Origin of the sequence: Cupriavidus sp. Agwp_2, from assembly GCF_040784895.1 — a bacterium.
Lineage (GTDB): Bacteria > Pseudomonadota > Gammaproteobacteria > Burkholderiales > Burkholderiaceae > Cupriavidus.
The window spans coordinates 56,644-69,849 of record NZ_CP088083.1 but is presented as its reverse complement, the minus strand read 5'-3'; the positions used below and the strand labels follow the sequence as shown (position 1 = coordinate 69,849).

12 protein-coding genes are annotated in these 13,206 nt (G+C 66.8%); 4 read left to right on the top strand and 8 right to left on the bottom strand.

The genetic code is table 11. The features are described from left to right. Positions 1-48: 48 nt before the first annotated feature. Positions 49-1,299 (bottom strand): MFS transporter, encoded by a 1,251-nt coding sequence (locus LPA45_RS00285; RefSeq protein WP_367394744.1) that lies wholly within the window; start codon positions 1,297-1,299, stop codon positions 49-51. Between the two features lie 128 nt (positions 1,300-1,427). Here LPA45_RS00285 and LPA45_RS00280 point away from each other — a divergent pair, with 128 nt between their 5' ends. Beyond that, entirely contained in the window at positions 1,428-2,303 is an 876-nt protein-coding gene (locus tag LPA45_RS00280; protein WP_367394743.1) for a helix-turn-helix domain-containing protein, read from the top strand. Between the two features lie 43 nt (positions 2,304-2,346). On the opposite strand, the gene LPA45_RS00275 is transcribed toward LPA45_RS00280, so the two are convergent. The 3 genes from LPA45_RS00275 to LPA45_RS00265 all read right to left on the bottom strand — a co-directional run bounded on the left by LPA45_RS00275 (position 2,347) and on the right by LPA45_RS00265 (position 5,630). Continuing rightward, a complete protein-coding gene (locus LPA45_RS00275; protein WP_367394742.1) occupies positions 2,347-3,570 on the bottom strand; it encodes a M20 aminoacylase family protein in 1,224 nt (407 codons plus the stop codon). 289 nt (positions 3,571-3,859) lie between these two features. After that, the gene (locus tag LPA45_RS00270) at positions 3,860-4,720 is read right to left on the bottom strand and encodes a fumarylacetoacetate hydrolase family protein (protein WP_116322324.1); all 861 of its coding nucleotides are present in this window, start codon (positions 4,718-4,720) and stop codon (positions 3,860-3,862) included. 43 nt (positions 4,721-4,763) lie between these two features. Then, on the bottom strand, positions 4,764-5,630 hold the full coding sequence (locus tag LPA45_RS00265) for a GntR family transcriptional regulator (RefSeq protein ID WP_367395038.1): 867 nt from the start codon (positions 5,628-5,630) through the stop codon (positions 4,764-4,766). Positions 5,631-5,672: 42 nt separating this feature from the next. Here LPA45_RS00265 and LPA45_RS00260 point away from each other — a divergent pair, with 42 nt between their 5' ends. The 3 genes from LPA45_RS00260 to gstA all read left to right on the top strand — a co-directional run bounded on the left by LPA45_RS00260 (position 5,673) and on the right by gstA (position 8,619). Continuing rightward, complete coding sequence (locus LPA45_RS00260; RefSeq protein ID WP_367394741.1) at positions 5,673-6,971, top strand: MFS transporter; 1,299 nt, start codon at positions 5,673-5,675, stop codon at positions 6,969-6,971. Between the two features lie 89 nt (positions 6,972-7,060). Continuing rightward, the gene (locus tag LPA45_RS00255; RefSeq protein WP_029047813.1) at positions 7,061-7,789 is read left to right on the top strand and encodes an aspartate/glutamate racemase family protein; all 729 of its coding nucleotides are present in this window, start codon (positions 7,061-7,063) and stop codon (positions 7,787-7,789) included. Positions 7,790-7,992: 203 nt separating this feature from the next. Then, positions 7,993-8,619 (top strand): glutathione transferase GstA, encoded by a 627-nt coding sequence (gstA, locus tag LPA45_RS00250; protein WP_367394740.1) that lies wholly within the window; start codon positions 7,993-7,995, stop codon positions 8,617-8,619. Between the two features lie 21 nt (positions 8,620-8,640). Here the strand turns inward: gstA and LPA45_RS00245 are convergent, their stop codons facing one another. The 4 genes from LPA45_RS00245 to dbpA form a co-directional block, all read right to left on the bottom strand. Further along, on the bottom strand, positions 8,641-9,267 hold the full coding sequence (locus LPA45_RS00245; protein WP_367394739.1) for a glutathione peroxidase: 627 nt from the start codon (positions 9,265-9,267) through the stop codon (positions 8,641-8,643). 82 nt (positions 9,268-9,349) lie between these two features. Then, complete coding sequence (locus LPA45_RS00240; RefSeq protein ID WP_367395037.1) at positions 9,350-10,840, bottom strand: MDR family MFS transporter; 1,491 nt, start codon at positions 10,838-10,840, stop codon at positions 9,350-9,352. A 336-nt stretch (positions 10,841-11,176) separates the two neighbouring features. Beyond that, positions 11,177-11,617: a CBS domain-containing protein gene (locus LPA45_RS00235; RefSeq protein ID WP_116322318.1), complete on the bottom strand. Its 441-nt coding sequence runs from the start codon at positions 11,615-11,617 to the stop codon at positions 11,177-11,179. Between the two features lie 155 nt (positions 11,618-11,772). Next, entirely contained in the window at positions 11,773-13,194 is a 1,422-nt protein-coding gene (dbpA, locus tag LPA45_RS00230) for an ATP-dependent RNA helicase DbpA (RefSeq protein WP_317922938.1), read from the bottom strand. Between the last annotated feature and the right edge of the window lie 12 nt (positions 13,195-13,206).

The following is a 13,206-nucleotide window of genomic DNA, read 5'->3' as shown; positions in this document are numbered from 1 at the left end:
AACGACGCCTGAGCCCTGTTGGCCCGGCGCCTCGGAAATCCAGCCGCGTCAGCCGTGCGCGCGCTCGCGCAGGTCCGGCAGGAACACAGTCAGCAGCCCCAGCAGCGGCAGGTAGGCACAGTACTCATACACCGCGCGGATGCCATGCGTATCCGCCATCCCGCCCAGCACCGCGGCGCCGATGCCGCCCATGCCGAAGGCAAAGCCGAAGAACAGCCCCGACACCATGCCGACCTTGCCGGGGATCAGTTCCTGCGCGAACACCAGGATCGCCGAGAACGCCGACGCCAGGATAAAGCCGATGATGAAGGTCAGCACCGTGGTCCAGAACAGGCCCACGTGCGGCAGCAGCAGCGTGAACGGCGCCACGCCCAGGATCGACGCCCAGATCACGCGCTTGCGGCCGATGCGGTCGCCGATCGGCCCGCCCAGGATGGTGCCCGCCGCCACCGCGAACAGGAACAGGAACAGGTGCAGCTGCGCGTTCTGGCGCTCCAGCCCGAAGCGCTCCATCAGGTAGAACGTGTAGTACGAAGTCAGGCTGGCCATGTAGAAGTACTTGGAGAACACCAGCACCATCAGCACCACCATCGCCCGCATCACCACGCGCGTCGGCACCGGGCTGGCCGCGGCGCCTGCAGCCTTGCGCTTGCGCGCGCCCTGCGCCAGCTGGCGCGAGTACCAGCCGCCGATGCGCCACAGCACCACGATGCCCACCAGCGCCGCCAGCGAGAACCAGGCGAGGCTGGCCTGCTGGTGCACGATCAGCGCCGCCAGCAGCGGGCCCATGGCGCTGCCGCCGTTGCCGCCGACCTGGAAGATCGACTGCGCCAGCCCGTGCTTGCCGCCCGACGCCATGCGCGCCACGCGCGACGACTCGGGGTGGAAGATCGACGAGCCGGTACCCACCAGCGCCGCCGCTACCAGCAGCACGCCGTAGGTCGGCGCCACCGACAGCAGCAGCAGGCCCGCCAGCGTGAAGGCCATGGCGATCGCCAGCGAATGCGGCTTGGGATGCTTGTCGGTGTATAGCCCCACTACCGGCTGCAGCAGCGATGCGGTGACCTGGTAGGTCATGGTCAGCAGCCCGATCTGCGTGAAGCTCAGGTTGAAGCCGCCCTTGAGCATCGGGTAGATCGCCAGGATCAACGACTGGATCATGTCGTTGAGGAAGTGGGCGAAGCTGATTGCCGACAGCACGCGGAAGCCGGTGCGTTCGGCCTGCGCGGGCGTGGTGGGGGTGCTAGAAGTGCTGGAAGCTGCAGCGCCGGTCGGCGCGGAGTCGATGGTTGTGCTCATTGGCGGCTCTCGACAAACGGAAAGCGGCCAGCGGGGGCGCTGGCCAGTCAGGACTGTGAGCATGGATGCTAGCTGGCGCGCAGGCGCCTGTCCTGCGAGAATAAGTCCGCAACCTTGGAGAAAAGGACATGCCGCGCGCCCCCCATGCTCCCGGCGACACCGCCCCGCCCGATCCCACCGCCCGGCGGCGTGTCCGCGACCTGCCGGTACCCCCCGTCGCCACGCCGGGCGACACCTACAGCGATCCCCCGCGCTACGTCCGCTACGATCGCAGCCCGATGCCGGTCGCCGCGATGGCCGCCGACTACCTGCCTGGCGAAGTGACCAAGCGGCACCAGCACCCCCATGCGCAACTGATCCACGCGGTGCACGGCGTCATGGTGGTGGCCACCGAGGAAGGCCAGTGGATCGTGCCACCCACGCGCGGCATGTGGATGCCCGGCGGCACCATGCACTGGATCCGCATGGTCGGCCACGTGCAGATGCGCACCGCTTATATCCGCCCGGATGCCGCGCCCGGCTTGCCGCAGCGCTGCACCGTGCTCGGCATCTCGCCGCTGCTGCGCGAGCTGATCCTGGCCGCGATCGACATCCCCCTGCCCTATGATCCGGATACGCGCGATGCGCGCCTGATGCGGCTGCTGCTCGATGAAGTCCTGCTGGTGCCATCGCTGCCGCTGCACCTGCCGCGCCCGTCGGACGCGGGCCTGCGGCAGATCTGCGACGCGATCGTGGAAGCGCCCGACACCGCCCTGACCCTGGCGGACTGGGGCGAACAGCTGGGCGTGGATCCCAAGACCATCCAGCGCCGCTTTGCGCGCGAGACCGGCATGACCTTCGGGCAATGGCGCCAGCAGGCGCGGCTGCTGGCGGCGCTGGAAAAGCTGGCCGCGGGCAGCAAGGTGGTCGACGTGGCGCTGGACCTGGGCTACGACAGCCCAAGCGCGTTCGCAACGATGTTCAGGCGGCAGTTCGGCGTGCCGCCGAGCGGGTTTTTCCGCTAGGCGTTTGTTGGAGAAGGGAGAAAACCACTGGCGTTTTCCCCGCTCAACGCCCCAGGTAGCGCTCCACCAGCCTGGTCCAGTACGCCGCCCCCACCGTCAGGTTCTCGTCGTTGAAGTCGTAGCCCGCGTTATGCAGCAGCGGCTGGTTGGCACCATTGCCCAGCCGCACGAAGCAGCCCGGACGCTGCTGCAGGTAATACGCAAAATCCTCGCTGCCCGTGATGCGCGCGGCCTGCGACACCACCTTGTCGGCACCGACCAGTTCCTCGGCCACCTGGCGCGCGAACTCCGTCTCGCGTTCGCTGTTCACCAGTACCGGATAACCGCGCACGTAGTCGACCTCCGCCACCGCGCCATAGCCCTCGGCTTGCGAAATTGCAAGCTGGCGGATGCGGTTCTCCAGCGAAGCGCGCACGTCCGGGCTGAACGAACGCACGCTGATCTCCATGCGCGCGCTGTCCGGGATCACATTGGGTGCGTGGCCGGCGTGCAGCGTGCCGATGCTCACCACCGCGGCCTCGTTCGGGTCCACGAAGCGCGATACCACTGACTGCAGCGCCATCACCAGGCTGCCGGCGACCAGGATCGGATCGACCGACTGGTGCGGGCGCGCCGCGTGGCCGCCCTTGCCGCGGATGGTGATGGTGACGGTGTCGCACGCCGCCATGAACGGGCCCGAGCGGAACAGGAAGTTGCCCTGCTCCACGCCTGGATGGTTGTGCAGGCCGAAAATCGCGTCGCACGGGAAGCGTTCAAACAGCCCGTCGGCCAGCATGCGCTCCGCGCCGCCGCCCGCGCCGATTTCCTCCGCCGGCTGGAAGATCAGGTGCACGGTGCCGTCGAAGGTGCGCGTACGCGCCAGCTGCCGCGCAGCGCCGAGCAGGATCGCAGTGTGGCCATCGTGGCCGCAGGCATGCATGCGACCTTCATTGACGCTCGCGTAAGGCAGCGCCGTGCGCTCGTGGATCGGCAGTGCGTCCATGTCGGCGCGGATGCCGATGCTGCGCGCGCCCTCGCCGCACTTCAGCGTCCCGACCACGCCGGTCCCGCCCACGCCACGCGTGACCGTGAAGCCCCACGCTTCCAGAAGGCTGGCGATAAGGCCGGAGGTGCGGACCTCGTCAAAGGCAAGTTCGGGATTCTGGTGGATGTTGCGCCGGATCGCTTCAAGTTCAGCGCGGCTGTCCAGGGTGTCGGCCAGCCCGCAGTAGCGGCGCTTGAGTGTGGTACCGAGGTAGGACTCGATCTCGGGGGCGTGCTCTGACATGGCGTTTGCTCTCTGGCGAAACCTGTATAACCAGTATTTCACGCAGAAAACGCAAGCGAAATGCCAAGTGTGCGATTTCGCGTAAATCGATGCGATCCGGGCGTTTTCGCCACCGGAACCGTTGCGCGCACGGCACGCTTTGTATGGAAACCCAACGCTTTGTATGAAAGCGTTTCGATGGGGAACCATTGAAACGGGCGCTTTTTACCGGCTTTGCAGCTTTGCCCGACGCGCGACGGCGTCACCTTGCCGGGTGACGCCGCGCCCTGCCCGGCTTGCGCCGGTGCGTTCAGCGCTCGCCGTAGGCCACCACGCGCTGGCTCTGCACGCCAAGCCCGTCGACACCCAGGCGCATGGTGTCGCCCGCCTTCAGGAAGCGCGGCGGCTTGAAGCCCATGCCTACGCCCGGCGGCGTGCCGGTCGCGATCAGGTCGCCCGGCAGCAGTGTCATGAAGCGGCTGACATAGCTGACCACCGTAGCCACGTCGAAGACCATGGTCGCGGTGCTGCCCCGCTGCACGCGTTCGCCGTTGACCTCCAGCCACAGGCCCAGCGCCTGCGGGTCGGCGACTTCGTCGCGCGTCACCAGCCACGGGCCGACCGGACAGAAGGTGTCGCAGCCCTTGCCCTTGTCCCAGGTGCCGCCGCGCTCGATCTGGAACTCGCGCTCGGACACGTCGTTGACCACGCAGTAGCCGGCCACGTGGTTCAGCGCCTCTTCGCGCGAGACATTGCGCGCGGTGGTGCCGATCACCACGCCGAGCTCGACCTCCCAGTCGGACTTCTCGGAGCCGAACGGCAGCATCACGGCGTCGTCCGGGCCGTTCAGCGAGCTGTTGGCCTTCAGGAACACGATCGGCTCGGCCGGCAGCGGCATGCCGGCCTCGGCGGCGTGATCGGCATAGTTCAGGCCAATCGCCACGATCTTGCCGATACCCGTCCAGGGCACGCCGAAACGCACACCATCGCGCGCGCCCTCGACCACGGGCAGCGCCGCCACGTCCACCTGCGCCAGCCGCGCCAGCGCCGCAGGCGCCAGTTCGCCCGGGCCGATCTCGCCCACCACGCCGCTCAGGTCGCGCACGCGGCCCTCTGCATCGATCACGCCCGGGCGCTCCGCGCCGGGATTGCCTACTCGAACCAGTTTCATCGTCGTTGTCTTCGTCAGGGATTGCGTTTGAGTCAGGGATGACTCATGCGGACTGCTTCAGGCCAGGGTCGCGTGCGCCGGCCTCGGCCAGCGAGCGCGCCACCACGGCCAGCACCTCTTTCGCGGTGTTCTCGGAATGCTGGCGCAACACCTGCGCCAGGCGCGGGCGGCCGGGCTCGCGCAGCGCGGCCATGATGGCCTCGTGTTCCTCATGCGACTCTTGCCAGCGCAGCGTGTCGGCATTGGCGGCGCCGCGCGCGCGGTGGACCTTGCTCATCAGCGTGGCGTAGACGCCAGCCAGCACCGGGTTGGCGGCGCCGTCGATGATGAACTGGTGGATTTCCTGGTTAATGCGGAAATAGTCGGTACGCCGCCCCGCGGCATGCGCGTCGATCATGGCCTGGTGGCGCCGCTCCAGCTTCGCCATCGCGGCGTCGCCCAGCCGCCGCGCGGCCAGTTCGCCGGCCAGCGCCTCGAGCCCGTGCAGGGTCTCGAAGGTGGCGCGCAACTCCTCCAGGTCGAGCGGCGCCACGCGGTAGCCGATGTATTGCCGGTGCAGCACCAGTCCCTCGGACACCAGCACCTTGAGCGCCTCGCGCAGTGGCGTCTTGGAGACGTCGAAGGCTTCGCAGAAGGCGCGTTCATCGATGCGCGCGCCCGGCGGCAACTCGCCCTCTTCGATCATGGTGCGCAGCCGGACGGCGATCTCGGCCGACATGCCGAGCGTGCGCAGGCGCGTGGTTTTGGGAAGCGATTGTGTCAAAGACGTCACCAGAATGGGGAAATGCACCACAGCAAGGCTATCACATCCCAAAATTGTGCATTCGCAACATCGTAAAATCAATGACTTACACGCGTTGTAATTACAGATTACGTATCCTATACTCGGCCCTGTTGCGCGACACCCAATTAGAACTGCCCATCCAAAGGACCAAGACAAGGAGACGCCGCCATGCAAACGACAAGCCAGGCGACGGTGTTAACGGAGGCCAAGACCTCCGTGCGCTGGAAGATTTTTCTGATGATGCTGTTCCTCATCGCGATCAACTACATCGATCGCGCCTCGCTCTCGGTGGCCATGCCACTGATCGCAAAGGAGTTCGACCTCAGTCCCACCATGCAGGGCCTGATCCTCAGTTCGTTCTTCTGGACCTACGCCCTGATGCAGGTGCCGGGCGGCATGCTGGCCGACAAGTACAAGCCGCGCATCGTGATCGCCTGCGCCACCGTGTTCTGGGGGCTCGCCCAGACCATCGCGGCGTTCACCACCAATGCCACCTCGCTGATGCTGACCCGGCTTGGCCTGGGCGCCGCCGAAGCGCCGATCTACCCGGCCGGCGGCAAGCTCAACGCGATCTGGATGACGCAGAACGAACGCGGCCGCGGCGCCACGCTGCTTGATGGCGGCGCACCGCTGGGCGCGGCGCTCGGCGCGATCATCATCACGTGGCTGATCGCCTCGCTTGGCTCGTGGCGGCTGGCCTTTATCGTGGCCGGCGTGGGCACCGTGCTGGCCGGCGTGCTGGCCTGGTACTACGTGCGCAATTCCCCGCGCGAGCACCGCGGCGTGAACGAGCTGGAAGCGCGCTATATCGAAGAAGCGCAAGCCAACGAACACCGCGCCGAGCCGGCCAACCTGTCGGGCCGCTCCATGGACTTCTTCAAGTACCGCTCGGTGTGGTGCATGGCCGCTGGCTGGATGTGCTTCAACACGGTGTTCTACGGCCTGCTGACCTGGATGCCCAACTACCTGAACAAGGTGCATGGCTTCGACATCAAGCAGATGGGCGGCGCCAGCTTCATCATCTTCTTCAGCGGCTTTATCGGCGAACTGATCGGCGGCTGGATCGCCGACAAGTGGAAAGAGGCGGGCGGCCGTCCCAATGTGGTGATGCGCACGCTGTTCGGCATCGCCGCGGTGGTGGCCACGGCCTCGATCTTCTCGGTGGCCTATGTCAGCGATCCGATCATCGTGGTGGTGCTGCTGTCGTCCACGCTGTTCTTCCTGCGCTGGTGCGGCCTGTTCTGGTGCGTGCCGTCGATGCTCGGCACGCGCAACAAGGTCGGCTTCCTGGGCGGCGTGATGAACCTGGGCGGCAATATCGGCGGCATCACCGTGCCCATCATCGTCGGCATGATCGTGCAGTTCACCGGCTCGTACTTCCTGGCGCTGATGTTCTTCGCGGCGGCGGGCGTGGGGCTGCTGATGGCCTCGACAGCCATCGACTACGAGACCAAGATTCCGGTCTGATCCTCGCGGATCGCCGCGATCACCGAATTCCAAGACGAGCAGGGGGCCGGCAACGTCCCGTCCCCCGCATTGACTCCTGAGACCACCACATGACCAAGCAAATCCGACTCGGCATGCTCACGCCGTCTTCCAACACGGCGCTCGAGCCCATCACCAGCGCGATGGTTGCCGGCCTGCCCAACGTCAGCGCGCATTTCTCGCGCTTCACCGTGACCGAGATCTCGCTGCGCGACCAGGCGCTGGGGCAGTTCAACCTGGACAAGATCCTGGCCGCCGCCAGCCTGCTGGCCGATGCGCGCGTCGACGTCATCGCCTGGAACGGCACCTCGTCCGGCTGGCTCGGCTTCGACAAGGATGAAGCGCTGTGCAGGCAGATCACCGAGGCGACCGGCATCCCGGCCACCACCTCGGTGCTGGCGCTCAACGAGATCCTGGAAAAGACCGGTGCGCGCAACTTCGGCCTGGCCACGCCGTACCTGGACGACGTGCAGCAGCGCATCATCGCCAACTATGAACGCAGCGGCTTTCACTGCGTGGCCGAAAGCCACCTCGACCTGCACGTGAACTACAGCTTTGCCGAAGTCGAGGCGGACACCATCCGCGAGATGGTGCGCGGCCTCGCGCAGCATGGGCCGCAGGCGATCACCACGTTCTGCACCAACCTGCGTGCGGCGCATCTGGCGGAAGAGCTTGAGGCCGAGACGGGGATTCCGCTGTACGACACCATTTCTACCGTGGTGTGGAAATCGCTGCGGCTGTGCGGCGTGGATACGCGGGAGCTGAAAGGATGGGGGCGGCTGTTCCGCGAAGTGGAATAAGTACCTGAAGGGCGACGGCGCGACGGTCGACAGGTCGCGCCATCGCACCATCGCACCATCGCCCGATCGCACTTGGCGCGGGCTGTGCAAATCTGCAATCCCCCTCCGCAAGCCCGCGCATTGCCGCACCGCAAACGCGATCCTAGACTGCTCGCACGGCCCCACAACGACGTGGCGGCCAGCCAACCCCAAACAGGATCGCGATGAAGCTCTATTACTCCCCAGGCGCATGCTCGATGTCCGTCCATATCGCGCTGCGCGAAGCCGGCCTGCCGGTCACGCTGGCCCATGTCGACCTCCCGCACCACAAGCTGGCGCAGCCCGAGAACGGCGGCGACGACTACTACGCGATCAACCCGCGCGGCTACGTGCCGCTGCTGCAACTGGATGATGGCTCACGCCATACCGAAGTGGCGTCGTTGCTCCAGTACATCGCCGATCTCGTGCCTGAGCGCGGCCTGCTGCCCGCCTCCGGCACGCGCGAGCGGCTGGAAGCCACCGGCTGGCTGACGCTGGTCTCCACCGAGCTGCACAAGGTGTTCAGTCCGTGGCTGTGGCACAAGGAAACCGCGCAAAGCACGCAGCAGGCATGCAAGGCCAAGCTTCAGGCGCGCTTCGCCGAACTCGACCGCCACCTGCAAACCCGCCAATACCTGACGGGGGACCGCTACACCGTGGCCGACGCGTATTGCTTCACTATCCTCGGCTGGGCGCGCATGCTGATGATGCCGCTGACCGCGTACCCGTCGTTGCAGGAATACCTGTCGCGCGTGGCCGCACGGCCCGCGGTGCAGGAAGCAATGCGCGCGGAAGGGCTAGTGCGGGACTGAGCGAAGGGTGCAGGGCGCTGCTCAGTGCTGCGCGCCGAGCAGCGATTCGATCTTCGCCACCAGTTCCTTGTCGTCCGGCCTGGTGCGGCTGTCGTAGCTGGCGACCACCTTGCCGTCGCGGCCGATCAGGTATTTGTAGAAGTTCCACTTGGGCGCGGTGCCGGTCTGTCTGGCCAGCAGCGCGTACATCGGATTGGCGTCGCTGCCGCGCACGTGCGACTTGCCCAGCATCGGGAACTTGACGCCGTACGTGTTGTAGCAGAAGTCCGCGATCTGCTTCTCCGAGCCCGGTTCCTGCGAGAAATCATTGGACGGGAATCCCAGCACCACCAGCCCGCGCGCATTGTATTTGGCGTGCAGCGCCTCAAGCCCTTCATATTGCGGCGTAAAGCCGCAATAACTGGCGGTGTTGACCACCAGCACCACCTTGCCGGCGTACTGGCACAGGTTCTGCGGCGCTTCATCCTGCAGGCGCGGGAAGGTGAAGTTGAGCGATGCGGGGCAAGCACCGGCCTGCGCGGCGGCGGGCGCTGCGGACTTCTCGGCGGCGCGGGCGGGCGAGGGCAGCAGGGCCGACGCGGCGAGCGCCACGGCGGCGTAGGCGAAGGCGAAAGCGAAGGGGCGGGAAATCAGGGAACGACGGAACATGGCGACGGGGCTCCAAGGGTCGGCTCGCTGTATCGGGTACGCGTAGTCTACGCCGATGACGGGCTGGCTGCCGCCCGCCGCTTCAGTCCATCGCCAGCGTGGCCGCATGCTCCGTGACGCTGCTGCGCAACTCCAGGTCCGGCATGCTGCGCACGACCAGCAGCGCCAGCACCGACGCAGCCGCGCCGACCGCAAAGATCAGCTGAAAGCCCGACTCGACACCGCCGGCCAGCACGTGCCGCACCGCCGGCGACAACTGTGCCAGCGCCTCGCTGCCATGGCGCAGCGCACCCAGGTCAAGCGCCTGCGTCACGCCCGAAGCCGCCAGCGCATGGCGGAATTCCAGCGTCAGCAGCGTGCCCGCCAGCGCCCCGCCCAGCGCGCTGCCGAGCGAGCGCAGCACCAGCAGCGCGCCGGTGCCGGCGCCGGTATCGCGGCGCTCCAGCACGTTCTGCACGCTCATCAGCGTGGCCACCATGGTGATGCCCAGGCCCACGCCGGCCAGCGTCATCGCCGCCAGCACCACGGCCAGCGGCACCGCCGGCGTCACCAGCGCCAGCACGATCAGGCCCAGCGCCCCGGCAACATAGCCCGCCGTCAGGATGCCGCGCATGCGGCCCACGCGCGGCGCGACCCAGGCCACGATGAAGTTGCCCGCCACCGTCGCCAGCAGGAACGGCATCACCAGCAGGCCGGAGGTCGAGGCATCGGCGCCGCGCACCAGCTGGAAATGCAGCGGCAGCGCAAAGATGCACAGGAAGATATTGAGCGCCGACAGCGCCGATGCCGCCACGCCCATCACATAGGCACGGTTGCCGAACAGCCGCGGCGGCAGCATCGGGTCGGCGGCGCGGCGCTCCTGCCACGCCAGCAGCGCCACCGCCACGGCCGCGGCGACCAGCAGCGCGGCCAGCTCCGGCGAGAGCCAGTCATAGACATCGCCGCCCCAGCTCATTGCCAGCAGGAAGGCGACGATGGCCACCGCCAGCAGCAGCGCGCCCAGCCAGTCCACGCGCGCCCGGCCGCCACGCGGCGGCAGCATCGCCAGCCCGCGATAGCACATCGCCATCGCCAGCAGGCCCAGCGGCACGTTGACCCAGAACAGCCAGCGCCACGACATGTGGTCCGACACCCAGCCGCCCACCAGCGGCCCCGCGATCGACGCCACCGCCCACACCGTGGCCAGGTAGCCCTGGTAGCGCCCGCGCTGGCGCGGCGCCACCACGTCGGCGATGGCCGCCTGCGCCAGCGACATCAACCCGCCGCCGCCCACGCCCTGCAGCGCGCGAAACAGGATCAGCTGCCCCAGCGTCTGCGCCAGCGCGCACGCCACGGAGGCGCCGATGAACAGCGTGATCGCCACCATCAGCAGGCGGCGCCGCCCGAAGCTGTCGGAAAGCTTGCCGTACAGCGGCGTGGTCACCGTCGACACGATCAGGTACGCGGTCACGATCCACGACAGGTGGCCAAATCCGTTCAGGTCATTGGCAATGGCCGGCACCGCCGGGATCACCACGGTCTGGTCCAGCGCCGCCAGCAGGATGCACAGCACGATGCCGCCGATCACACGCATGATGGCGCGATGGTCGTGGACGGGAGCGGGGATGGCCTGGGCGGCGGATGCGGACGACGACATTGCAGAGACGGGTACGCGGCATCGTGCCGCGAAGCAGACTTGGGGAAGGAGGAATTGCCGGCCGGAAGTTCCGCCAGGAACGGCTGGGAAGCCGCAGCGGAGTGACCGTAATTCAGTAACCGCATAATTATATGCGGTTAGCGCATATCGCGCTGAGGGAGGCCCAGGGGCTGTCGTCAAACCCCTACGGTTTTCTCCCCTCTCCCGCCCGCGGGAGAGGGGCCGGGGGAGAGGGCCGGCGGATCAATTCACCACCAGCCCAACGCAAATTGCCTAATGCCCACCCCCATGGATGTAATGCTCCAGCTGCTCGATGATGAACTGCTGCTCGGAGATGATGTCCTTCACCAGGTCACCGATCGACAGCATGCCGACCAGCTCTTCGTTGTCCATCACCGGCAGATGGCGCAGCCGGTGCTTGGTCATCAGCGCCATGCATTCGTCGGTGCTCTGGCTGGCACTGACGTAGATCACCGAGCTGGTCATGATGTCGCGCACCAGCGTCTCGCGCGACGTGCGCTGCATCAGGATCACCTTGCGCGCATAGTCGCGCTCACTCAGGATGCCCATGATGTCACCGTGCTCGATGACCAGCAGGGCGCCGATCCCTTTCTCGGCCATCAGCTGCAGCGCGGCATACACCGTCGCCGTCGGGGGGATGCTGTAGATGGCCTGAGTCGGCTTGGATTCCAGAACCTGGCGTGCAGTTTTCATCACCAACTCCTCTTCCGTCGAGAAATCATGCGGCTGGCGCTACCTGCCTTGCGACCAATGGAACCAGAGTAGCAAAGGAATGCGCCGGCTTACAGGGTGACTTACGCGAATCTTTGTAGCGATGTTGTGGCGCACCCACTACTGCCGGCCTCCATTTACTCCGTCATCAGACGCACCTTCACCTTCTTGCCCTTGACCTTGCCCGCATTCAGCCGCTTCACCGCCTCGCGCCCGATGCTGCGCTCCACCGCGATATAGGTCGACATCTCCAGCACGTTGATCTTGCCGATCTGCTCCTTGGTAAAGCCAGCCTCGCCGGTCAGCGCGCCCAGGATATCGCCGGGGCGGATCTTCTCCTTGCGGCCGCCAAGCATCTGCAGCGTCACCATCGGCGGCAGCAGCCGATCACTGCTCGCGGGCGTCAGCTCGGCCAGCGGATGCCATTCGAACTCGCCACCGTGGTGCTGTTCCAGGTTACCTACACGCCCCATCTCGTCCATGCTGACCAGGCTGAACGCCCAGCCCTCCTGGTCGGCGCGGCCGGTACGGCCAATGCGGTGCACGTGCACCTCGGGGTCGGGCGTGATCTCGACATTGATCACTGCTTCCAGCTGGGCGATATCCAGCCCGCGCGCGGCCACGTCGGTGGCAACCAGCACCGAACAGCTGCGGTTGGCAAACTGCACCAGCACCTGGTCGCGATCGCGCTGCTCCAGGTCACCATGCAGGGCCAGCGCCTCGTAGCCCTGCGCGCGCAGCAGCTCCACCAGTTCGCGGCAGCGCGCTTTGGTATTGCAGAACGCCAGCGTGCTGGCCGGGCGGAAATGATCGAGCAGCCGCCCGACCGCGCCCAGGCGCTCGCCTTCTTCCACTTCATAGAAGCGCTGGCGGATAGTGGCGTTGTCGTGCGTCGCTTCCAGCTTCAGCGACTGCGGCTTGCGCAGGAATTTGTGGGCGAGCTTGTCGATGCCCTCGGGATAGGTCGCCGAGAACAGCAGCGTCTGGCGTTCCTTCGGGCAACGGCTGGCGATGTAGGCGATATCGTCGAAGAAACCCATGTCGAGCATGCGGTCGGCTTCGTCGAGCACCAGCGTGCCGATTGCCGCCAGGTCCAGGCTGCCGCGATCGATATGATCAAGAATTCGGCCCGGCGTGCCCACCACAATATGCGCGCCGTGAATAAGACTATCCACCTGCGGGCGCATCGGGGAGCCGCCGCACAGCGCCAGCACCTTGATGTTCTCTTCGGCGCGCGCGAGGCGGCGGATTTCCTGCGTGACCTGGTCGGCCAGTTCGCGCGTGGGGCACAGCACCATGGCCTGCACATCGAAGCGGCGCGGGTCGAGCCGGTTCAACAGCGCCAGCGCGAACGCCGCGGTCTTGCCGCTGCCGGTCTTGGCCTGCGCGACCAGGTCCTGGCCGGCCAACGTGATCGGCAGGCTGGCCGCCTGGATCGGCGTCATCTCGTCATAGCCGAGTTGCGCCAGCGTGGCGAGCATGGCGGGCGACAGCGGCAGGGTGGAAAAAGCGGGGCCGGCTTGCGGCTGGGGGGGTGCTTGGACAGGGGTCGAGTTCATGCGGGATTATAG

Excerpts from the sequence above, each read along its gene's own strand:
- LPA45_RS00285 (WP_367394744.1), bottom strand. The coding sequence starts at position 1,299 with ATGAGCACAACCATCGACTCCGCGCCGACCGGCGCTGCAGCTTCCAGC.
- LPA45_RS00280 (WP_367394743.1), top strand. The coding sequence starts at position 1,428 with ATGCCGCGCGCCCCCCATGCTCCCGGCGACACCGCCCCGCCCGATCCC.
- LPA45_RS00275 (WP_367394742.1), bottom strand. The coding sequence starts at position 3,570 with ATGTCAGAGCACGCCCCCGAGATCGAGTCCTACCTCGGTACCACACTC.
- LPA45_RS00270 (WP_116322324.1), bottom strand. The coding sequence starts at position 4,720 with ATGAAACTGGTTCGAGTAGGCAATCCCGGCGCGGAGCGCCCGGGCGTG.
- LPA45_RS00260 (WP_367394741.1), top strand. The coding sequence starts at position 5,673 with ATGCAAACGACAAGCCAGGCGACGGTGTTAACGGAGGCCAAGACCTCC.
- LPA45_RS00255 (WP_029047813.1), top strand. The coding sequence starts at position 7,061 with ATGACCAAGCAAATCCGACTCGGCATGCTCACGCCGTCTTCCAACACG.
- gstA (WP_367394740.1), top strand. The coding sequence starts at position 7,993 with ATGAAGCTCTATTACTCCCCAGGCGCATGCTCGATGTCCGTCCATATC.
- LPA45_RS00245 (WP_367394739.1), bottom strand. The coding sequence starts at position 9,267 with ATGTTCCGTCGTTCCCTGATTTCCCGCCCCTTCGCTTTCGCCTTCGCC.
- LPA45_RS00240 (WP_367395037.1), bottom strand. The coding sequence starts at position 10,840 with ATGCGTGTGATCGGCGGCATCGTGCTGTGCATCCTGCTGGCGGCGCTG.
- LPA45_RS00235 (WP_116322318.1), bottom strand. The coding sequence starts at position 11,617 with ATGAAAACTGCACGCCAGGTTCTGGAATCCAAGCCGACTCAGGCCATC.
- dbpA (WP_317922938.1), bottom strand. The coding sequence starts at position 13,194 with ATGAACTCGACCCCTGTCCAAGCACCCCCCCAGCCGCAAGCCGGCCCC.